Source organism: Candidatus Pseudothioglobus sp. uisw_070, from assembly GCF_059512545.2.
Genome location: NZ_CM183456.2, coordinates 826,884 through 848,874, shown reverse-complemented (window position 1 = coordinate 848,874; position 21,991 = coordinate 826,884). Strand labels below are relative to the sequence as shown.

The 21,991-nt window shown below is 35.9% G+C and carries 21 protein-coding genes; 4 read left to right on the top strand and 17 right to left on the bottom strand.

Features of this window, described 5'->3' with window-relative positions; translation table 11 throughout:
- The gene (locus tag AC5YGD_RS04220; RefSeq protein ID WP_496142268.1) at window positions 1-888 is read right to left on the bottom strand and encodes an ABC transporter permease subunit; all 888 of its coding nucleotides are present in this window, start codon (window positions 886-888) and stop codon (window positions 1-3) included.
- Window positions 889-968: 80 nt separating this feature from the next.
- Complete coding sequence (locus AC5YGD_RS04215) at window positions 969-2,201, bottom strand: ABC transporter substrate-binding protein (RefSeq protein WP_416679409.1); 1,233 nt, start codon at window positions 2,199-2,201, stop codon at window positions 969-971.
- Between the two features lie 343 nt (window positions 2,202-2,544).
- Between AC5YGD_RS04215 and tatA the strand changes: the two genes are divergently transcribed.
- The 3 genes from tatA to tatC are packed head-to-tail and all read left to right on the top strand — an operon-like array spanning window position 2,545 to window position 3,940.
- Window positions 2,545-2,757 (top strand): twin-arginine translocase TatA/TatE family subunit, encoded by a 213-nt coding sequence (gene tatA, locus AC5YGD_RS04210; RefSeq protein ID WP_496142267.1) that lies wholly within the window; start codon window positions 2,545-2,547, stop codon window positions 2,755-2,757.
- Between the two features lie 29 nt (window positions 2,758-2,786).
- Window positions 2,787-3,083, top strand: coding sequence for a Sec-independent protein translocase protein TatB (gene tatB, locus AC5YGD_RS04205; RefSeq protein WP_496142266.1), 297 nt, complete (start codon window positions 2,787-2,789; stop codon window positions 3,081-3,083).
- A complete protein-coding gene (gene tatC / locus AC5YGD_RS04200) occupies window positions 3,080-3,940 on the top strand; it encodes a twin-arginine translocase subunit TatC (RefSeq protein WP_496142265.1) in 861 nt (286 codons plus the stop codon). Before tatB ends, tatC begins: the two co-directional genes overlap by 4 nt.
- Before the next feature lie 5 nt (window positions 3,941-3,945).
- Here the strand turns inward: tatC and AC5YGD_RS04195 are convergent, their stop codons facing one another.
- The 15 genes from AC5YGD_RS04195 to puuE all read right to left on the bottom strand — a co-directional run bounded on the left by AC5YGD_RS04195 (window position 3,946) and on the right by puuE (window position 20,402).
- Window positions 3,946-4,959: an adenosine deaminase gene (locus tag AC5YGD_RS04195; protein WP_496142264.1), complete on the bottom strand. Its 1,014-nt coding sequence runs from the start codon at window positions 4,957-4,959 to the stop codon at window positions 3,946-3,948.
- 75 nt (window positions 4,960-5,034) lie between these two features.
- Window positions 5,035-6,120, bottom strand: coding sequence for a BMP family ABC transporter substrate-binding protein (locus tag AC5YGD_RS04190; protein WP_416688239.1), 1,086 nt, complete (start codon window positions 6,118-6,120; stop codon window positions 5,035-5,037).
- 70 nt (window positions 6,121-6,190) lie between these two features.
- Window positions 6,191-7,120 (bottom strand): ABC transporter permease, encoded by a 930-nt coding sequence (locus tag AC5YGD_RS04185; RefSeq protein WP_271558741.1) that lies wholly within the window; start codon window positions 7,118-7,120, stop codon window positions 6,191-6,193.
- Between the two features lie 5 nt (window positions 7,121-7,125).
- Window positions 7,126-8,196, bottom strand: a complete 1,071-nt coding sequence (locus tag AC5YGD_RS04180) for an ABC transporter permease subunit (protein ID WP_496142263.1) — start codon at window positions 8,194-8,196, stop codon at window positions 7,126-7,128.
- The gene (locus tag AC5YGD_RS04175; protein ID WP_496142262.1) at window positions 8,193-9,692 is read right to left on the bottom strand and encodes an ATP-binding cassette domain-containing protein; all 1,500 of its coding nucleotides are present in this window, start codon (window positions 9,690-9,692) and stop codon (window positions 8,193-8,195) included. Before AC5YGD_RS04175 ends, AC5YGD_RS04180 begins: the two co-directional genes overlap by 4 nt.
- A complete protein-coding gene (locus AC5YGD_RS04170; protein ID WP_496142261.1) occupies window positions 9,689-10,771 on the bottom strand; it encodes an XdhC family protein in 1,083 nt (360 codons plus the stop codon). The genes AC5YGD_RS04175 and AC5YGD_RS04170 overlap by 4 nt, the downstream gene beginning before the upstream one ends.
- A gap of 6 nt (window positions 10,772-10,777) precedes the next feature.
- A complete protein-coding gene (xdhB, locus tag AC5YGD_RS04165) occupies window positions 10,778-13,015 on the bottom strand; it encodes a xanthine dehydrogenase molybdopterin binding subunit (protein ID WP_496142259.1) in 2,238 nt (745 codons plus the stop codon).
- Between the two features lie 96 nt (window positions 13,016-13,111).
- Complete coding sequence (xdhA, locus tag AC5YGD_RS04160; protein WP_502319144.1) at window positions 13,112-14,590, bottom strand: xanthine dehydrogenase small subunit; 1,479 nt, start codon at window positions 14,588-14,590, stop codon at window positions 13,112-13,114.
- The gene (gene uraH, locus AC5YGD_RS04155) at window positions 14,590-14,934 is read right to left on the bottom strand and encodes a hydroxyisourate hydrolase (RefSeq protein ID WP_502319143.1); all 345 of its coding nucleotides are present in this window, start codon (window positions 14,932-14,934) and stop codon (window positions 14,590-14,592) included. The genes xdhA and uraH overlap by 1 nt, the downstream gene beginning before the upstream one ends.
- A gap of 10 nt (window positions 14,935-14,944) precedes the next feature.
- Entirely contained in the window at window positions 14,945-16,258 is a 1,314-nt protein-coding gene (gene guaD, locus AC5YGD_RS04150; RefSeq protein WP_502319142.1) for a guanine deaminase, read from the bottom strand.
- Window positions 16,255-17,433 (bottom strand): urate hydroxylase PuuD, encoded by a 1,179-nt coding sequence (locus AC5YGD_RS04145; RefSeq protein ID WP_496142254.1) that lies wholly within the window; start codon window positions 17,431-17,433, stop codon window positions 16,255-16,257. The genes guaD and AC5YGD_RS04145 overlap by 4 nt, the downstream gene beginning before the upstream one ends.
- Window positions 17,430-17,951, bottom strand: a complete 522-nt coding sequence (locus tag AC5YGD_RS04140) for an ureidoglycolate lyase (protein WP_496142253.1) — start codon at window positions 17,949-17,951, stop codon at window positions 17,430-17,432. The genes AC5YGD_RS04145 and AC5YGD_RS04140 overlap by 4 nt, the downstream gene beginning before the upstream one ends.
- 2 nt (window positions 17,952-17,953) lie before the next feature.
- Window positions 17,954-18,952, bottom strand: a complete 999-nt coding sequence (gene alc / locus AC5YGD_RS04135; protein WP_496142252.1) for an allantoicase — start codon at window positions 18,950-18,952, stop codon at window positions 17,954-17,956.
- Window positions 18,942-19,463, bottom strand: a complete 522-nt coding sequence (gene uraD / locus AC5YGD_RS04130) for a 2-oxo-4-hydroxy-4-carboxy-5-ureidoimidazoline decarboxylase (protein ID WP_416653365.1) — start codon at window positions 19,461-19,463, stop codon at window positions 18,942-18,944. The genes alc and uraD overlap by 11 nt, the downstream gene beginning before the upstream one ends.
- Before the next feature lie 12 nt (window positions 19,464-19,475).
- Window positions 19,476-20,402 carry an allantoinase PuuE gene (gene puuE, locus AC5YGD_RS04125; protein ID WP_496142251.1) on the bottom strand — a complete coding sequence of 309 codons (927 nt, stop codon included), beginning with the start codon at window positions 20,400-20,402 and terminating at the stop codon, window positions 19,476-19,478.
- 410 nt (window positions 20,403-20,812) lie between these two features.
- Between puuE and AC5YGD_RS04120 the strand changes: the two genes are divergently transcribed.
- Window positions 20,813-21,847, top strand: a complete 1,035-nt coding sequence (locus AC5YGD_RS04120; protein WP_271558513.1) for a BMP family lipoprotein — start codon at window positions 20,813-20,815, stop codon at window positions 21,845-21,847.
- The last annotated feature ends 144 nt before the right edge of the window (window positions 21,848-21,991 follow it).

The window sequence follows — 21,991 nt, the reverse complement described above, 5'->3', positions numbered from 1 at the left end:
CTAAGCTCCTTTCTCAGTGCGGTACATTCTATAAAGAATTATTGCAATGTAAACCATCATTATAGCAAGCAAAATAACAGCAATTGCAGCCGCATAGCCCATTCGATATCCATACTCTGAAAAAGCTTTTTCGTACATAAAATAAGCTAAAACACGTGTTGATCCCCATGGACCACCCCTAGTCATAACTGAAATCAAATCAAATGATCTTAGTGCTCCAATTACTGTAACAACCACAGCAATAAAAGTTGCAGGCTTTAATTGGGGCAAGATTACGTACCACAACATTCTCCAGCCTCTTGCATTATCTATTCGGCCTGCTTCAATTTGTTCTGGATCTACAGAATTAAGTCCTGTTAAAAACAAAATCATACAATATGCAGTTTGGGGCCATAAACTAGCAGCAATAATTCCATAAGTAGCATAATCCTCGTCTGCCAATATCGCCACTGGATTAAATCCCATTCCTTCAAGCATTTGATTCAAAAGTCCATTTGTAGGATCATAAAACCAACTAAAAACCATGCCAACAACAACTTGAGAAATTACAAATGGAAAGAAAAATAGAGACTTATAAAATCTTATGCCTCTTACTGTTTGGTTTAAAAATAGCGCTGAAAATAAGCCTGCTGGGATTGCAACAAAGGTTAGAATCAACCATATTAAATTATTTTTTAAAGATGTATAAAAATCCTCATCATCGAGAAGTTCTATATAGTTTTCAACACCAATATAAGTCTTTTCACCAAGCCCGTCCCAATCATAAAAACTTAGACTTATAGATTGAAAAATTGGAAAAATAACATACAGGCAAAACATAAAAATGCCAGGAGCTAGAAAAATCCAAGGTGTTAACTTTAATTGATTATTTTTCCAATAAGAATACATAACTATTTAATATTAAAAATATTAAAAAAAAGTCCCGTGCCAAGAATACTTGAACACGGGACATAGTAAAACTTTATTGCTTAATAAAGTTTTTGACGAGCTTTTTCTAAACGCTCTAGAATCTTCTCTAGACGCTCAGGTTTAACCATGAACTCTTGTAAAGACTCCATACCTAATGCAGCCATTTCAGCAGGAATATCACGATCAAAATACTGAGAAAGAGCTGACGCATTATTTAGCTGTTCAAATCCAGCTTTAATAAACTTATCATCAGCAACTTCAGCACCTGAATTAGTAGGCAACTGACCAAGCGCTGCATTCCATGATGTTTGAACATCAGCACGCGCAGCATAAGCTAGAAAACGCTTAGCATCAGTAGGGTTTTTAGCATTCGCAGTTAAGTGAAGTGTATCACTTGGAGCTTCTTCTGCCATAGGAATTCCTGGAGTAATTTCTGGAAACTGGAAGAAACCTAACTGAGAATCATCCAAACCTAATTCACGTAATGGAGCTACTGCAAAGTTACCCATACAAACCATTGCACCCTCACCAGAAGCAAGAGGACCTAAGGCTTCTTGCCAAGTGTATGAAGCATGATTTTCATCAAAGTATTCCTTATCTACAAGCTCTTTATATTTAGCCATAGTAGCGCGCACTCTGTCATCGGTCCAAGCAACATTTCCATTTGCAAGATCCATATGGAAATCATAGCCATTTGTTCTAAGATTTAAGTAATCAAAGATACAACCAGTAGTCCATAAATATTTAGTGCCAATTGTTATTGGAGTAATATCATTTGCTTTAAGTGTGGCACTAGCTGACATGAACTGATCCCAAGTTTTAGGAACAGCAATACCTAAATCTTCAAAGATATCTTGACGATAGTACATTCCTACCTGGTAGTATGAAAATGGAATACCCCATTTCTTACCATCCATAGTCATACCTGCAGCTGATGATTTCATTAGAGTATAAAGACCTTGCTCAGCCCAAACATCATCAATTGGAGCAAAAAGCCCAGCATCAACATATGGAGCCATTCTGTTACCTGCATACCAGAAAGCTATATCTGGAGCGTCAGCAGTTAAAAAGTTACGGATAGCTGCCTTATAGCCTTCATGATCAAAAAGATTGTAAACAACGTTTACGTCTGGATTCTCAGCTTCAAAGCCATCAATAACAGCTTGAAATGCCGCCTTTGGCGCTGGATCAGACGTGTCACCATTAATGACAAGTGTTCCAGCAATAGCAGAGGTTCCAGCCAAGATACCGGCTAGAGCAAGAGCTATTTGATTTTTAAATATTTTTTTCATTATTTTTCTCCTAAATTATAAAAAACCTCATTGATTACATATCTCTTGTGACGTGTTTACGCCTATATGTCAAATCATCTTAAAGTATACATAAATATGAATTCATGTGAATACATTTGTCCATATAATAGCACATCGTTCCACTATATGAAACTAAACTAAAAGAAGTCACTAAAATAGGGGCAATCAGCTTCTTAAAAAAAACAAACTTTAAAGTGTAAAATAGATACGAGTCTGTTTATCAAGGGCACAGATTAAAAATATGCTTATATAAACAATCAAAGACTCTGTAACTATTTTTAAAAAATAAACTTAGCTTTATTAATTATTTAGGAGAAAAAATATGGGAATGCCAGGACCATTCGAACTAATTATTATTTTAGTTATTGTGTTACTTATTTTTGGCGGCAAACGTCTTAAAAATATTGGTAATGAAGTTGGAGGCGCAATTAAAGGCTTCAAGTCATCTATGAAAGATACTGATGCTGAAAAAAAAGAAGATGTCATTGAGGCTCAAGTTGAGGCCGATGATGAAAGTTCTGACAAAAAATCATAAAAACTATCTTTTTATTTTAATGAAACGATATGTTTGATTTTGGTTTCTGGGAAATTGCCATTATTGGTGTTATTACCCTTATCGTAGTAGGCCCTGAAAGATTACCAGCACTGGCAAGAAAAGCCGGTGTTATTATGGGTAAGCTTAATAAGTTCCTCAACAAAGTTAAAGCAGATATAAATGAAGAGCTAAAGACAGATGAACTTAAAGATCACTTGTCTATGGCTGATGAAAAATCAATAATCTCTGACATTAGCAATGAAACCAAATCAAGTGTTGACCTTTTTAATCAAAATGATGCTCAGCAGGATGATTCAAAGTTATGACTATAGATAATGAGGCATCAAAAAAACTACCCTTAGTCCAACATTTAATTGAACTTAGGCGATCACTTCTTCATTCAGTTACTGCAATAGTTATTTTTTTCCTAATATTATTCCCATTTGCTGATGAAATATACACCTTTATAGCGGCGCCAATTGTTCAAGCAATACCAGGCTCCAATCTAATTGCAATTGGTGTAATCTCTCCTTTTTTAACGCCCTTAAAGATGTCATTGATACTGGCCATCTATATTGCAATGCCCTACTTGCTGTATCAGCTATGGATGTTTATAGCCCCAGCACTCTATCGCAATGAGAAAAGGTTGGTGCTGCCTTTGGTCATCTCATCAACAATACTATTCTATGTTGGCCTTCTGTTTTCTTTTTATATTGTATTCCCAGTTATATTTAACTTCTTAGCGAGTGTTGGCCCTGAATCAGTTAACTTTGCCCCTGATATTCAGTACTATCTTGATTTTATCTTGAAAGTCTCATTCGCCTTTGGAGCTGCCTTTGAAGTCCCAATTGTGACAATCCTTCTTATTATTTTTGGAGCGACTACTGCTGAAAAACTTAAAAAAAATCGCCCTTACATATTTATTAGCGCCTTTGTAGTTGGAATGGTATTAACTCCTCCAGATATTATCTCGCAATTTCTAATTGCAATTCCAATTTGGCTTCTATTTGAAACTGGTTTATTTTTTTCCTCTTTCTTTAAAGTCCGTAAAAATAATCCAGAAAAGAGTGCTACAAAAAATCAATCCAAGGACTGGTCTGATAAGTCACATAATGAGATGATGGATGATATTGAAATTGAGATGAACAGCAAAGTAATTGGTAAGGAAGAAAAAGATAACTAGTATTACTAATCAGCAATATACGTTTGCAACAAGTTAGAAAGCTCTTTCTTTCGACTATCTTCAGCAAAACTTGCATCAATACTATTGTTAATAAGGCTAATTGCCTGGTCTCTTGAAAGCTCTAGACTGTCATAAAGTGCAAGGAAATTTTCTGTCATGTACCCTCCAAAGTAAGAAGGATCATCTGAGTTAACCGTTACGCAAACTCCTAAGTCAAGCATATCAAGTATTGTATGGCTTGCCATAGCATCAAAAACTCTAAGCTTTACATTTGATAGTGGGCAGATAGTTAAGGGCATTTGAGACTCAATCAAACGAAGCATTAGATCAGGATCATCGATTGCTCTTATCCCATGATCAATTCTTTGAACATTTAAAACGTCCAAAGAGCTCCAAATATAACTAGCGGGACCCTCTTCTCCTGCATGGGCAACTAATTTATAACCCATACCTTTTGCTTTGCTGAAAACATTAATAAACTTTTCTGGTGGGTTTCCCATCTCCGCGCTATCTAAACCAACACCATAAATAACATCGGTAAATTGCTCTGAAGATTTTAAAGTTTCAATTGCGCTTTCCTCGCTAAGGTGTCTTAAGAAACACATAATCAATCTAGAGGTTATACCAAGCTTCCCCTTTCCATCAGCTAGCGCCTCTGATATACCACTTACTATAGTTTTAAAAGCAACACCTCTTACAGTGTGCGTTTGAGGGTCAAAAAACGGCTCTACATGCATCACATTCTGCTGCTTACACATCAATAAGTAAGCCCATGTCAGGTCATAAAAATCTTGCTTATGGAGCAAAACCTCAGCACCCTGATAATAAATATCTAGAAAATCTTGAAGATTTGAAAATTGATATGCTTTTTTTACCTCATTGACACTATTAAAAGGCAATTGGATTGAATTTCTCTTTGCCAGCTTAAATAATAGTTCTGGCTCCAACGTACCTTCAATATGCAGATGAAGTTCAATTTTTGGAAGGCCATTCAGCCACTTGTGAGAAATCTCTGACATAATTTTTTTCTAAAAAAAATCGCACCCTAAGCAAAGCCTAGGACGCGATTAGTAATATTACTTAATAAACCTTTATTAGTTAGGGTACTTAGCGTCAATACCTTCTACATAAAAGTCCATTGTAAGTAGGTCAGGAAAGTTAGGTGGAGTTTCACCTTCTGCTAACCATGCACTACCATCTTGCTTATTGATTGGACCTGTAAATGGATGAATCGCGCCCATTGACAAATCAATAATTGCTTTTGAAGCTTCATTTCTAACTTCAAAAGGCATTGAATTATTCATAGGAGCGAACTTAACCATTCCTGAATCAACTCCATGGAAGACATCAGTTGAAGTCCAAGTGCCGTCTTTAACAGCCTGAACACGCTCTAAGTAATAAGGACCCCAATCATCAATAATTCCAGTTAATTGAGCATTTTTACCCCACTCACGCATGTTTGAAGCTTGGCCAAAAGCAAAGACACCTTTCTCTTCAGCAACTGTCATAGGAGCAGTTGAATCAGTGTGTTGCATTAGAATGTCCGCACCTTGCGCTATAAGAGCATTGGCAGCGTCAGCTTCTTTACCTGGATCATACCAAGAATAAACCCAAACGATCTTGATTTCAATATCAGGATTTACTGACTTAGCAGCTAGATAAGCAGAGTTAATTCCTCTGATTACTTCAGGGATTGGGAAAGATGCAATATAACCAATAACATTAGTCTCAGTCATTCTTCCAGCAATCTTACCAATAACGTGTCTACCTTCATAAAATCTCGCAGAATAAGTAGAAATATTATCAGTAGGACGCATATAGCCCGTTGCGTGTTCAAATTTAACATCTGGATAACGCGCCGCAACCTTTACTGTTGGGTTCATGTAACCAAATGATGTTGTAAAAATAATATCATTTTTTCTGGCAAGACTCGTAATAACACGCTCTGAATCTGAGTTTTCCTCAACACTCTCAACAGTAGTAACGATTACGTCGTCACCCATCATTTCTTTTACATATTTTGCGCCTTGATCATGTGCAAAAGTCCACCCATGGTCTCCTGTTGGGCCAATATATACAAAAGCAGCTTTAACAGGGTCAGCATAAACATTACTAGTAAATGCTAAAACTACGCTTAATATCGAGAGCTTCACAACACTCGACAAACTTCGATTAGACATACTTATTCTCCTTTAAGTTATTTAACAATTTTCTTACTTTTTTACTTCTTACAAAACTTTATTTATCAAACTAAGTTGTTGAATGAAATATTCTACCCAAACAATTAGGAACTGTGCGATTTGTTTTATTTTTTAATCTCATCCTAAGACTAACAAGAATAACAATGGTTGCCAGGTAAGGAAGCATAGATAGATATTGCGCACTCACATTGATGTTTAACCCTTGTGCATGAATCTGCAGGATAGTTATTCCTCCAAATAAAATTGCTCCAAATATAATTCTAAAAGGTTGCCATGAGGCAAAAACAACAAGACCTAAAGCGATCCAGCCTCTTCCAGCAGTCATGCCTTCTCCCCATATAGGCACTTGAACGAGTGATAAAAATGCGCCTCCAATTCCTGCCATAGCACCGCCAAATAAAATAGCCATCACTCTGTATCGAACAACGTTATGGCCAATAGCATGGGCCGCATCATGATTGTCGCCAATGGCGCGTAATATTAAACCCTGCTTAGTCTTAAATAGGAACCACCAAACTAAGTAAACCATAAAAAATGCCAAATACACAAGAGGATTAAATGAAAAAAGTAAAGGCCCTAAATAAGGTATATCAGATAAATATGGAATTGGAACTGCCGTGATAAGTTGAATTGTTTCCTCTGTATATCCTCTGCCCGCAAAAGCAGCAAAACCCAACCCAAAAAGAGTTAGAGCAAGCCCAGTTGCAACCTGATTTGTAAGCAGAAATTGAGTCAAAAAAGCAAAAATGGATGCTATGGCCATCCCCCCAAGCATGGCAGACAGAACAGCTAAATAAGGGTTTTGAGTATGAGACATAACAACAAAGCCTAGGAGCGCTCCAACAATCATCATGCCTTCAACTCCTAAATTTAGAACACCTGAGCGCTCTACTAATAATTCACCAATAGCTGCAAAAATAAGGGGCACTGAGGCAATGCTTATTCCAATAATGATGTTAATAAATAGACTTTCATTCATAATCTTTAGTTTTTAGTTTTAAAAAGTACAACTTTATATTTAATTAATATATCGCAGGCCAAGAAGTAAAACAAAAGCATGCCTTGAAAAATTTGCGTTATCGAGCTTGGTAAATTGTATTCAATTTGCACATTCTCACCACCAACATAGCTAAGGGCAATTAGTAGCGCTGAAAATAAAACTCCTACCGGATGAAGTCTCGCCAAGAAAGCAACAATGATTGCAGTAAAGCCATAAAATTGGGGCAGTCCTGGAGTCAGTTGTCCAGCAGGGCCAGCCGCCTCAAAGAGGCCTGCAAGACCAGCTAGTCCACCTGATATAAGTAGTGAATACCAAACAGTTTTATTGTCATTAAATCCAGCAAATTTTGCAGCTCGAGGTGCGCTACCTGATATTTTTATTTGCATACCAAACATATGCTTTTTAATTCCAAACCAAGCAACGAGTGAGAGAATAATTGCGACAATCAGACCAATATGTAATCGAGTACCTTCCCAAATTATAGGTAGCATAGCGCTATCATGAAAAATCCTACTTTCTGGAAAATTAAAGCCTGATGGGTTTCGAAGAGGTCCTTGAAGCATTGCGCTTAAAAACAAAACGGCAACATAGGTCAACATTAAAGTTACTAGGATTTCATTGACTTGGTACTTAATTCGAAGAAAGGCTGCAATGCCCGCATAAAACATACCCCCTAAAATACCCGCTATCGTCATCAATGGAAGCAACCAAAAAGCCTCAACATTATAAAAATATAGTCCTACCGCGCTTCCTGCAATTCCTCCCATCACGTATTGGCCTTCTGCACCAATATTCCAAATACCTGCTCTAAATCCAATTGACAAGCCAAGCCCAATAATCATCAAAGGTGCTGCCTTAACAAGCAGCTCTGAAAAATAGTAAGAATCAATTAAAGGCTCCACAAATAGAGTGAAGAAGACGCTTGATACTGGAATGTCTACTAATATAAAGACAAATATTAAATAAGCTGATAGAGCAGTAAGCGTGAGAGCCAATAGAGGTGATAACAGAACCATTGCTGTAGAATTCTCAACTCTTGGAATAAGTCTAATCATTGGGTTTTTCCTCCAACCATGAGCTGAGAAATCTTCTCTAACCCTTTACTCTTCATGTCCACAGCATCAGAAAGCTTTCCTTCAGATAGGACATGGATTTTGTCACACAAACTTAATATTTCATCCAAGTCTTGGGAAATAATCAATATAGCTGAGCCTTTATCAGCCAATTCAATCAAAGCCTGATGAATATTGTTAGCAGAGCCCGCATCGACTCCCCAGGTAGGCTGAGCAACAATTAATAATTCTGGATTTTGAATAAGCTCTCTTCCAACCATAAACTTTTGTAGGTTTCCTCCAGAAAGTGATTTGGCTAACATTCTGCTTGAAGGCGTTTGCACATCAAAGGTATCGATAACATTTTTTGAATGAGTTGCAACTTTTTTCCAGTCAATGACATCATTACTCGTCATTTCAGTTGAATCTGGCCTGCTTAGTAACATATTTTCATCTAACGACATATCTGGAACTGCGCCGTGCCCAAGCCTTTCTTCAGGGACAAAGAACATAGAAAGCTGTCTTCTTTCGTGCGAGTTTAGAGTGCCAATATCTTGGCCATTAAAATTCAAAGTTGTTTTGGGTGACGAAATTTCACCAATAAGCAGCTCCATCAACTCATCTTGGCCATTTCCAGCAACACCTGCTATACCAACAATACTTCCCTTATTAATTTTTAAAGCGATATTATTAAGATTAACCCCATATATATCATCACTCTTTCGACTTAAATTATCGATTGAAAAAATACTTTCACCAACAGCTATATTAGCTCTAGCAAGTTCGGTTAGTTTTTTTCCAATCATCATTTCTGCAAGTTCTTTTTGACTGTGCTCCTGAGGTATGCAGCTTTGAACTAATTTTCCACCTCTCAAAATTGTTGCTTCACTGCATATTTCACGAACCTCTTCAAGCTTATGAGAAATATATAAGATAGCGCATCCATCTGCTGCTAGCTTTTTAAGAGTTACAAATAGATCGGATACTTCTTGAGGCGTCAAGACTGAAGTAGGCTCATCCATAATAAGTAACTTTGGATTTTGCATTAAGCAACGAATAATTTCAACACGTTGACGCGCACCAACCGACAGATCACCAACAACTTGTTGTGGGTTAATATCTAAGCCATATTGCTTTGAATACTTAATTATTTGCTCAGAAAAATTGTCATTTAGACCTACACTATCAAGTCCGAGAATTATATTTTCTTCAACTGTTAACGATTCAAACAATGAAAAGTGTTGAAAGACCATTGCTATTCCATTTTCTCGAGCTTGAAAAGGGCTTTTAGGACTATATTCATTATTAGCCCACTTCATTTCACCACTATCTGGCGATAACGAGCCATATATAATTTTCACCAGAGTTGACTTACCTGCTCCATTTTCACCAAGCAAAGCATGGATACTTGAATCCTTAATTCTAAGCGAAACATTATCATTAGCCTTTAAATCTCCATAAGACTTAGTAATATTGGATACTTCTAATTGATATTTCATACAGATTCAGGTTGTCTTTTATGTTCTATAAAGTTAATTAAATCCATTGCAATAGTTACGGCAATTGCAGCAGGTGATTTTAAGAATTTTTGCTTATCTCCTATTGGACAGATAAATTTATTAATCACTTCCTCAGAAAAATTCTTCTGATGAAAACGATCTCTAAATTTTTTCCCCTTAATTTCTGAACCAATCATACCCAAATAACTGAAGTTATTTTGAGTAATCATTTTTTCACAAATCTCGAAGTCAATTTGATGGCTGTATGTAATTACGAGACAATAGCTACTGTCTGGCAAGTCAGGAATGCTCTGAACAAAGTCATCACAAATAATATCTATTTGAGATGTATCTCCCTGATATTTATCAAATTGTTCTGCTCTATCATCAACCCAATAAATCTTAATAGGTAGGTTAATTAAAATTGGCATCAGAGCTCTTGAAATATGTCCAGCTCCAAAAACGACTACTGGCTGAACTTCACTAGTCAAGACTTTTTCAAAGCAAACTTCAGTTAAAGCGCCTGACTGATTTTCAAATTGCACTATAGTAGGACTATCAGAAAATAACAAAAGATCTTTAGCACTTTTTGTAATCAAGCTAGAGATTTTTTTGTCATCAATATTTGGAGATAAATTACCATCAAGGTATACAAATTTTTTACTGCTAAATTCAATTTCAGAGTTACTATCTACAATTGTAGCAACTATAAAATCTTCATTATCTTGAAGTAAGTTTGATACTGTTTCGATCCATGAATTTGTTGCGTCAGACTGAATAAAACTTTCAAACATGACATTCACATAGCCTCCACAACACTGCCCAAGTGAGGCGCCAAGAGGATATTTTTTTAAATAAGTGCCATTAGAATTAAGACTTAATAATTCTTCAGCAAAAGATAAGGCTTTAAATTCTAAATTACCACCGCCAATACTGCCAAAAACTGACTCAGCTCCAGAGAAGACAATCTTATCTCCATTAGAGCAAGGGGTTGAGCCCTTAGTTGAAATAATTGTTAACAATACAAAGCCATTATTTAAAGCACTTGCCGTCTTAACTGGCTTCAACCAACTATTCATAACTTATTACTTAAGACTCTTATTGAGATTAAAGAATACTTGCTCAAAAGTTGCAGGAGCATTTAGGCCATTTTGCATTTCATTATCTGCATTATAAATAGCATTTTTTATCGCAAGCCAAGTTGATATTGCGAGCATCAAAGGAGGCTCTCCAACTGCTTTAGATTTATGAATTGTATTTTCATGATTAGAAATATTAGGCTTAATTTTGACCTCAAAATGCTCAGGCGTATCTCCGATTGCAGGGATTTTATAGGTCGATGCGCCCATCGTTAAAAGTGCTCCAGAATCATTCCATTTGAGCTCCTCAGAGCAGAGCCAGCCCATACCTTGAATATATCCTCCAACTATTTGCCCCATATCAATTGCTGGGTTAAGTGATGCACCAACATCATGCAAAATATCAACTGCTAATAACTTATACTCACCAGTCAAACAATCAACTATAACTTCACTAACGCAGGCACCATATGAATAATAGTAAAAAGGATGGCCTTTTTGTTTAACAGCATCAAAGAAAATTTTTGGTGTTTTATAAAAGCCATTACTAAAAAGTTCTACTCGATTTAAATATGCTGTTGACACAAATTCATCAAACGCTATCTTTTTCTTACCAATAATAACAAAAGAGTCTTTAAACTCAATATCACTATTACCTTCGCCATAGAAATCTTTCGCAAAAGTAGTTAAATTTCTCTTAATTCTTAAGCATGCCTCTCTAGCAGCCATACCATTTAAATCTGAACCAGAAGATGCAGCAGTTGGTGATGTATTTGGAACTTTAGCAGTAGAAGTAGCTGAGACCTTTACTCGCTCTAGATTAACACCGAATTCATTAGCAACAACCTGCGCAACTTTAATAAATAGGCCTTGGCCCATTTCAGTCCCTCCATGATTAATATATATACTTCCATCTTTATATACATTTACCAATGCGCCAGCTTGATTTAATAATTGAGTAGTAAATGAAATACCAAATTTCACAGGAGAAAATGCCAATCCTTTTTTAAGATATCTACTTGTTTTATTAAACTTTTCAATACTTTCTCTTCTAACTAAATAATTACTGTCTTCTATAAGTTCACTAGAGAGCTCATTAATAATATTATCTTCGACAACTTGATCGTAAGGTGTCACGTTATTTGTATCCTTTTGATAATAATTTAATTTTCTAATTTCAAGAGCATCAACACCAATATTCATGGCTATTTCTTCAATAATATTTTCTATAGCAAGCATCCCTTGAGGTCCACCAAAGCCTCTAAATGCAGTGTTTGAAGCGGTATTTGTTTTACATAAAAAACCCCTAAAAGTAGCATTTGACAAAAAATATGTATTATCAGCATGGAATAAAGCTCTAGAAACTATTGCTTTAGATAAATCAAGTGAGTAGCCACATCTTGCTGCAAGATCTATCTCAATCCCCAAAATTTTCCCGTCATCACTATAGCCAACTTTATAGTCTGCCTTGAAATCATGCCTCTTTCCAGTGAGCAACATGTCATCTTTTCTAGAGAGCCGAGCCTTTATAGGCAGTGTAGTTTGCTTTGCAAATATAGCGCAAACACACGCAAGTTGAGATGAATCTGTCTCCTTACCACCAAAGCCGCCACCCATTCTTCGAGTAATTACTTCGATTGCATTTTGAGGAACATCTAAAACATGCGCAACTAGATGTTGGACTTCTGTAGGGTTTTGAGTCGAAGAATGAACTACCATCTCGTTGTCCTCTGTTGGAATTGCCAGAGCAACCTGTCCCTCAAGATAATAATGCTCTTGACCGCCAATAGATAGACTTCCATTAAGCTTATTTTTTGATGAATCTATAGCTTTATTTGAATCTCCTATAGAGACTACTAGTGGTTCATCAAGAAAGCTTTTTTTAGCCATTGCCTGATCAATAGTAACCACAGCCTCTAGCTCCGTTACATTTGAGGTAATTAAGAGCGCAGCTGTTCTTGCATTCTCATGACTATCTGCTAAGACAGCAGCAATTGCTTGGCCAAAGAATAAAACCTCTTTATCAGCCAAAATAGGCTCGTCATGTTTAATCGCTCCTATATATAGATTTTCTATATCTTTTGCCAGGAGAATACTATGAACGCCGTCAGCTTTTAGAGCATCTGCAATATCAATCTTATTTATTTTTCCACGCGCAACATTACTTAATGCAAATGCAACATGAAGAGTGCCTTTTGGGACCGGCATGTCATCAATATAAGTTGCACTACCCTGGACATGCATATGAGCACTATCATGAGCAATTGAGTCGCCAATTATTGAACCCTTAAGTTGAGCAGAATTTTTTATATTTTTGTTAATTTTTGCTTACTCCTTGAATTAACTTGATTGTGAGTATTCTGCAAGATTTTCAACTGGCTGATCTTGATACATCAATATAGTTTTTTTAATTAAGTTTGCTGATACTTGTAATCGGTATTCTGAAGTTGCTCTAACATCAGTAAATGGAGAAAATTCTTCTTTCAAAACCTTATAAGATAACGCAGCTATATTATCTTCTTGCCAATTCTTTAATAAAAAATTTTCAAGTATATTTGATCTTTGAGGTATTCCTGACATGCCTCCAAAGGCGATCTTAAATGATTCTGGTTTATTATTTGTGGACGTAATATTTATTGCCATGCATACAGCTGAAATATCATCCTCGTATCTTTTAGACATTTTATGAGTAATTAGACGCTGATTTTCATTAGGCTTTGGAATGATAATACTTTCAATAAATTCACCTTGCTGAATATCAGTTTTTTTATAGGTAATAAAAAAATCTTCTAACTTAATAGTTCTGCTAACAGGACCTTTTCTGAGCTTTAATTTTGCATCTAAAGCAATTAAGACTGGGGGCATATCTCCTATTGGTGAAGCATTAGCAATGTTGCCTCCAATAGTCGCCCAATTCTTTATAGGTAATGAGGCAAAGCGTTGTAAAAAAGGACCTAAGTCAGGCCAGTTACTTATTAGACTAGATGCGGCATCCTCATAACTTACTGCAGCTCCAATCTCTAATTCTTTAGCGTTATCTTTAATCTCCTTTAATTCAATAACTTGATTAACGCTAACGATATGTGAAAACTCTTTCATTGATTGAGTAATCTCTAGGCTGAGATCAGTTCCTGCGGCAATAATATTTGCTGAGGTGCTACTAATTAGAACATTAGAGAGCTCATTTATCGTTGAGGGAGCATCATATTTAATTGTTTTATTACTCTTTTTATAACTTAAACTTATGTGCTTAGGATTATTTAATTCTCCTAAAATCTTAATAATATTCTTCTGATTTTTTTTATAGTAGTCTAAGGGTTCGTCACTTTTCTCATTAAACATTGAAAATGCAGCTGCAATTATTGGTTTATAGCCAGTGCACCTGCACAAGTTACCTGATAGAGCTTCGTTTATTTGATGCAGATCTACTGAGTTTTTATTTTGATATAAGGCAAATAACGACATAACAAAGCCAGGCGTGCAAAAGCCACACTGTGAGCCGTTCTCTAGCACCATTGCTTTTTGAGAAGGATGCAGCTTGCCCTCCTCAGCCAACCCCTCAACAGTAACTAAATGTTTGCCAACTAGTCCATAAGCCAATGCCATGCATGTATTTATACTTTTATACTCAACCTTACTAGACTTATTATTAGTAACAATCTCACCAATAACTGCAGTACAAGCACCGCAATCTCCAGAAGCGCAGCCCTCCTTAGTTCCAACAAGCTGATTATCTCTTAACCACTCTAGGACAGTCGTATTTGGATTTATTGCGCCAAGATCTGTTGGCGTAGAGTTTTGATTCAGCAAAAAATACATTAGCTTCCTCGATAGGTTGAATAACTATAAGGGGAAATTAAAAGAGGTACATGGTAGTTTTCAGTTTTTTCACTAATATAGAAACGAATAATGACATCTTTTAAAAAAGGGCACTTAATATTTTTAGCTTCATAATAATCATCCACTATGAATTCAAGCTCATAACAACCCTCATCAAATTCTTCTTCTGACAACAAAGGTTTATCACAACGGCCATCTAAGTTCGTTTTTATTGATTTAAGATGTACTGAATTTGTACCATCTCTTCGATATAAATTTATCGCTACGCCACTTGCAGGAACTCCTGCAGAGGTATCTAAAATATGTGTTGTAAGTTGTCCCATTATGCCTTCCTTATTTTTGGTAAATATTTTGACCTAAAATATAAACCTCTTTAATTAGTCTATCATCACCTAAAGTCATTAAATTAAATAATATATCGTTAATATCATCTGAGGTTTCGAGTTTATTTTTTATTAATTCTGTTGCCTTCAAATCAATAACAATAAAGTCTGCCTCCTTATTAGGCTCAAAGTTACCGATACGATTATCCATATCAAGTACTTTTGCTGCAGCTAGAGTTGTCAGATAAAACGCTTTAACAGGATCTAAATTATAATTATTTAGTCGACATATTTTGTAAGCTTCATTCATTACCTGAAACATTGAAAAGCTGTCACCGCCGCCAACATCTGATGCAAGTGCAGTACCTATTCCAAAAGCCTCTAATTTATCAAGTTCAAATAGACCGCTACCAAGGAATAGATTGGATCTTGGACATAGCGCTACCTTAGAGCCTGAATCTGCAATACGTTTATATTCTTCATCAGTATTATAAATGCAATGACCAAAAACTGAATTAGGTCCTGATAGATTGAAATTATCATAGACATCAAAGTAGTTTTTTGAGTCTGGAAAAAGCTCCTTTACCCAGCCAATTTCATCAATATTTTCATTAAGATGAGTTTGCAGAAGAACGCCTTTATTTCCATTATTATCTGAATATTCTTCTAATAAATTAGCAGCCTGTACTAATTGCTCAGAAGAAGATGTAGGAGCAAATCTAGGCGTAACAGCGTAACTCATTCGCCCTCTATTGTGCCATTTTTCAATAAGCTCTTTCGAATCAAAATAACTACCATCCACACTATCACAAAGAGCCTCTGGTGCATTTCTATCCATCATAACTTTACCGGCCACCATTCTAAGCTTCAACTTTTCTGCTGCCGTAAAAAAAATATCTACAGATTGTTTATGTGAGGTACAAAAAGTCATTGCCGTTGTAGTGCCATTTTTAATAAGCTCATCAAGAAACAAATCTGCAACCTTAGCGGCATAAGTCTCATCTGAAAACTTTTGCTCTTCAATAAATGTATACTTATTAAGCCAGTCTATAAGGCTTGCTCCATAGGAAGCTATAACTTTATATTGAGGATAATGCACATGGGTGTCAATGAAGCCAGGCATTATCAAGCTATCCTTAAAGTGAGTAGATGATTTAGCGTTTGGCCACTTTGAAGAAATTTGATTGAAGTCTCCAACCTCAATGATGCTTCCAGAATCATTATCAACAACCATAAGGCCATCAACAAAATAGTTTGGCTCTAGCACCCCATTACTTTCAGTGCAGTGGTAAATTGCTCCTCGATAATGATTATATTCGCTCACTGATTTGCCTCAATCCAAATCCCTAATTTCGCTCTCTCATCATCGGTCATATTTGTATTGTTAATTAAGGGCATTGCTTTAGATAGAACGGACTGCTGATATATCTGATTCTTATGGGCAATAATTTTTTCTTTAGTATCCAGCATAATCCCATTAGGCGCAATCGCAAAGGCTTTGTTTGCAGGCTCCGCAGCATGACAACTCACGCAATGTTTTTCAATGATGGCTTGGGCCTCAGCAATAGTTACGATCTCTTGGCTATTATCTTGCATCTTAATTGGTGATGGCGCTAGAGCATAAATCAAGGTAAAGGTTGAGATAACTATAATGGCGATTAGACTATTTTTAGCTTTACCAACTCCTCTTAAATTAAAGTAGTGGCGAACCATTACCAAAATCCCAATAACAGCCATTAATATTAGCCAGCCATAATCTCCGCTATAAATTGTAGGGTAATGGCCACTTATCATCATAAATAAAACTGGCAAGGTAAAGTAATTGTTATGACGAGAGCGAAGATAGCCTATTTTTCCCAGCTCTAAACTAACTTCAGTAGAGTTTTCACAAGCATCAACTAATTTTTTTTGAACTGGAATAATTACAAAGAAAACATTGGCAACCATTACCGTTCCAATCATTGAGCCAATTTGCATATAAACGGCTCTAGGATTAAAAATATTGCTATAAAAATATGCAAAAAATGCAATTACTATAAAAATAATAGCTAAAAAAATTGCGGATTTAGTTACTAACTTTGACTTACATAAAAGATCATAGATAAGCCAAAAAAGTATCAGCCCTAAGAGACTTAAACCAACACCATATAATGCAGATATTGAGCTATTGGAAGCTAACAGATAAGTGCTAGCATTAAAATAATAAATAACTGAAAGCAGTGAAATTCCAGAAAGCCAAGTAACGTAAGCTTCCCATTTAAACCAGTGCAAAGGTTCTGGGAGGGTTTGAGGATATTTCTTATATTTTTCTAAATGATAAAAGCCGCCGCCGTGAACTGCCCATAAGTTGCCAGCTATCTCGTCTCTATTATTTAATCGGTCAAGTTTATTTTCAAGCCAATTAAAATAAAAGGAAGCACCAATCCAGGCTATACCTGCAATTATATGGAGTAATTTCAAAACTAGACTGAGCCAGTCCATTAGATATATTTGCATCATAAGCTGAGCTCCACATAAATACTAACATCTTCAATTTTACTAACAGTGCACTGCTTCATACTGTCTTTATCACTATTGTATTTCCTATCTATCACAACGAATTGAGCGTTATCTTTTAAACTAATTAAAGGAAAGTGCCAAACTCCTCTTGAATAACTTATGCCTTGATCACCATCCGTAATAAAAGCCTTAATATTTTCAATTATAGGTTCTTCAGATGGTGGCGCGACAACAACTATAAATGGTGTGTTATTTTTTGGAATAAATGTCTGACTAAAAAAAGGATGATTCTCAAGCATAGTAATTTGAAGAGGAAACTGCCTCTTCTTAGCAATAAAAATATGGACACTTGTTTCCCCCTCTGCCTCCTTAGTATCTAATTTTACAATATCAGGAAACTTGGATGCAAAACCATCATTAATTGTAATAGATTCTTTATTTTCAATACTAAGCACTTCGCCAAAAAGTTGGAAATTATCTGCAGTTAGAACCTCAGGAGTTAGTTTTAAAGTATTCATATCTAGGTAAATTTTCCAATAAGTTTTAACCTGGCAATACCGCCATCTGGATATATATCGACACGGATATGAGTAAACACATCATTATGAAGTATGTCCGAACCTTTAAAGACATGCATTTGGTTTATCTTTAATTTTTTTCCTTCAATAAGTTTATTCCAAGTTTTGCTATTTTCTTTCAAAGTTTTATCATCTTCGTCTGGTGAATTGGAAGTTGATATTGAGAAAGTATCTGGAAAATTACCTTTAAAAAATTGAGTATCAACTATTACTTCCTCAGCAGTTGCAGGCTTAGAGAGGGCAATAATTCCCCAGTCGTTCCCAGGCTTTCTTCGCCGCCTTGTTTCCCATCCATCAGCCATACTTAAAGGCTCATGCTTTTCTAAAACATTACTTAAGCTTCCAAAGTGCTCATCATTTGCAAAGATCGCTTTCGCGCCACTTTCTTTTGATATTACGTTCGTACCATTAACTTCATACTTCTTCTCATCAACCCATATCTCACCATAAGCCCTGAAACGAGCAATCCCCCCATCTGGGAGTAATGTAATTTTTAAATGCGTAATTGGCTTTGATGAAGCACTATTAAATAAATTTTTTGAGTCACCCTCTAGGGATTCTTTGGTAACGAGATCAAACCATTCTGTGACTGCAGTGCCATCAACAACTAAGTCATCAGTAGTTCCTCCTGGCACAGAGCAACCTTGAACAGAAACTCCAGGTGCAAAATTTCCAGTAAAGTGAGTTGTATCAATATTAAAGCTATTAATAATAGATTCAGCGCCTAACCTAATAAAACAAAAGTCATTTTTCCCATCTCGCCGTCTTCGGCTCTCCCAGCCATCCATCCACTTACCATTTATATCGTATTTGTCTTCAATCCAAACAGGCTCACTTGATTGAAGCATGCGGCCTGAGTCTGCAAAAAATTCATCACTACAATAAACAACTTTAGTACCAAAACTTGCACTAGCAACATCAATCTGGTTTTTAGATTCCATAAATCTCCTTAATTCTTAGCCACGCTATTTTATTAATCTCATCTAAAGCATTTGATCTTTCTTGATTTTTTGAATTGTCTTTTCGCTCTTTAAACTGCGAAATGATGTCAGATTTATTTTTTTCTTTAACTGCCATAATAAAGGGGAAGTCAAATTTAGCAAAGTACTCCCTATTAAGCTCCTCAAAAAGCTCAATTTCAGAGTCAGAGCAATCACTTAATCCAGCAGATTTTTGTTCATTAGTTGAGAAATCAGTAAGTTCATTATTTTGGGCTTTTTTGCCTGCCAAAGTTGGATGAGCGACTATCAAGTTATCCTGTAAGTCAGAATCTGCATTAAGCATAATATTTGAAAGTAGCTCATGAAATTTTTCTAAACTATTATATTTTTTATCAGCTAAAACTAGAGGTAACGATTTTTCTACAAACCAAGGAGTATGCTCATACAAGTTTTCAAAAGTTTTTAAAAAGGCTTCTGCAGATTGTTGCGCTAAATTTAATGGTAATTCCATCTCTTGCCCTTTTTAAAAGTTCTTATACCAATGGTTAGCAATTTCTCTGCGCGAGCAAAGCCAAACATTATCAAACGTTTTAACATACTCTAAAAATCTTCTCATAGCCATAATTCTTCCAGGGCGTCCTAATATTCTCGCATGCATTCCAACTGACATCATTTTTGGACTTGCCTCTCCTTCAAGATATAGCGCATCAAAAGTATCCTTTAAATAGTTAAAGAATTGGTCTCCAGAATTAAACCCCTGTGGTGAAGCAAACCTCATATCATTTAAATCTAGAGTGTAGGGAATAATTAAATGCTTTTTTTCAGCACCAAATTCATTTGACCAGTAAGGCAAGTCGTCGTCATATGTGTCACTATCATAAAGAAACCCTCCCTCTTCCACAATCAGCCTTCTTGTATTTGGACTATTTCTTCCGGTATACCAACCTTCTGGCCTTTTTCCTAGGTATTCAGTCAAAACAGAAATGCAGTCTTTTATATGCTCTCGCTCTGTTTTTTCATCAACAAATTGATAATCTATCCACCTAAATCCATGCGCACAAATATCATAATTCTGTTCTACCAAATAATCAGCAAGTTCTCGATTACGAGCAATTGCAAGAGCCACTGCAAAGATAGTTACTGGAACATCGAATTCTTTAAAAAGGTTTAATATTCTCCAAACGCCTGCTCTTGAGCCATACTCATAAATGGACTCCATGCTCATATGCCTAACGCCTTCATAAGCCTTAGCACCAACAATCTCTGAAAGGAAAGCTTCAGATGCATTGTCGCCGTGCAAAATTGAGTTTTCCGCACCTTCTTCATAATTCAACACAAATTGAACTGCAATACGGGCTTTATTTGGCCATTTGGGGTGGATTGGATCCTTCCCATAGCCCACCATATTTCGGGGATAACTTTTAAGGCTTTGAATGATTTTTTTATTCATAATAATTTTTAGCTAAGTATTTGACTACAACTATTATTTTTAACCAAAATACTCATAGATTGGTATTTAAATAATTATTTAATTATATGCATAAATGTATTAATAATTATTGTAAACAATTATTTTTCACAATGAATTTAAAAATGATTATTTTTTACTTATATATTCAAGAATACTCAAACTATATAGGTAATTATTAGAGCTATAAGAAATAGATTGAAAATACATTGAAATATTTTTGACAAAGGACATCATCGAGAATAGAATATTAACAACTTGAGATTTTATTTCTATATACTTTTAATACAAAGCTTGAGTTAACAACAAAGATATTTTTAGACTATCTTTATTTTAATGATGGTTTTTGTTCTATTGAAAAATTAAGATTAATAACTAAGGAGAAGTACACAATGAAAAACACGAAACATTCACATTTTGGTGGATTTATCAAAAAAACTGGTCTAGCAATAATAGCTACAACAATTGCTTTATCAGCGTCAATTGCTCAAGCTGCTGATATTAAGCCTGCTGTAGTTTATGATACTGCTGGTAAGAATGACAAGTCTTTTAACGAGGCGGTCTATAACGGCATCATGAGATTTGCTAATGATACTGGTATTGCGGTTACTGAGCTAGAGCCTACTAATGAAGCTATGATGGAGCAAAGTCTTAAGAAGTTTGCACAACGTGGATACAACCCAGTTGTAGCTGTAGGCTTCACTATGGCGAATGCTGTTGCTGCAGCTGCTGCAGAGTATCCTGACACTTGGTTCACTATCATTGATGGTGTTGTAGATGCTCCAAACGTTCAAAATGTTGTCTTTAAAGAGCAAGAAGGATCATTCCTTGTTGGTATTATGGCTGCTATGGCATCAAGCACAGGCACTGTAGGCTTTGTTGGTGGTATGGATATTCCATTAATTAGTCGCTTTGAGTGTGGTTATAAGCAAGGTGTTGCTCATCAAGACAGCTCAATGAATGTATTAGCACAGATGACTGGATCAACTCCAGCTGCTTGGGGTAACCCAACTAAAGGTGGTGAAATTACTCGTAGCCAAGTTGAAAATGGTGCTGACGTAGTTTATGCTGCTGCTGGTGGAACTGGAATGGGTGTTTACCAAACTGCTGCTGACATGGGTGTATTAGCAATTGGTGTAGACTCTAACCAAAACTACATTCAACCTGGAACAATGCTTACTTCTATGTACAAGAAAGTTGGATTAGCTGCTTATGAGAGTTTTGAGGCTGCTATGAACGGCACTTGGGAAGCTGGTTTTAAAGTGAACGGTGTTGCCGAAGATGGTGTTGGCGCTGCAATGGATGAGTACAATGCAGATCTAGTTTCTGCTGAAATGCTTGCCGCAGTTGAAACTGCAAGAGCTGGAATTATTGATGGCTCTATTGTGGTCCATGACTACATGAGTGATAATACCTGCCCTTTATAAGAAGCAGTTTTTATTCTTAAAAACATCCGGCTCTAGGGCCGGATGTTTTTTTTTAAACTTTAATATGTATTTTTATAAAACTATATATTAAAGTTACAAATTCATACAACTATAATAATTACATATTTTTATATAAATATTATC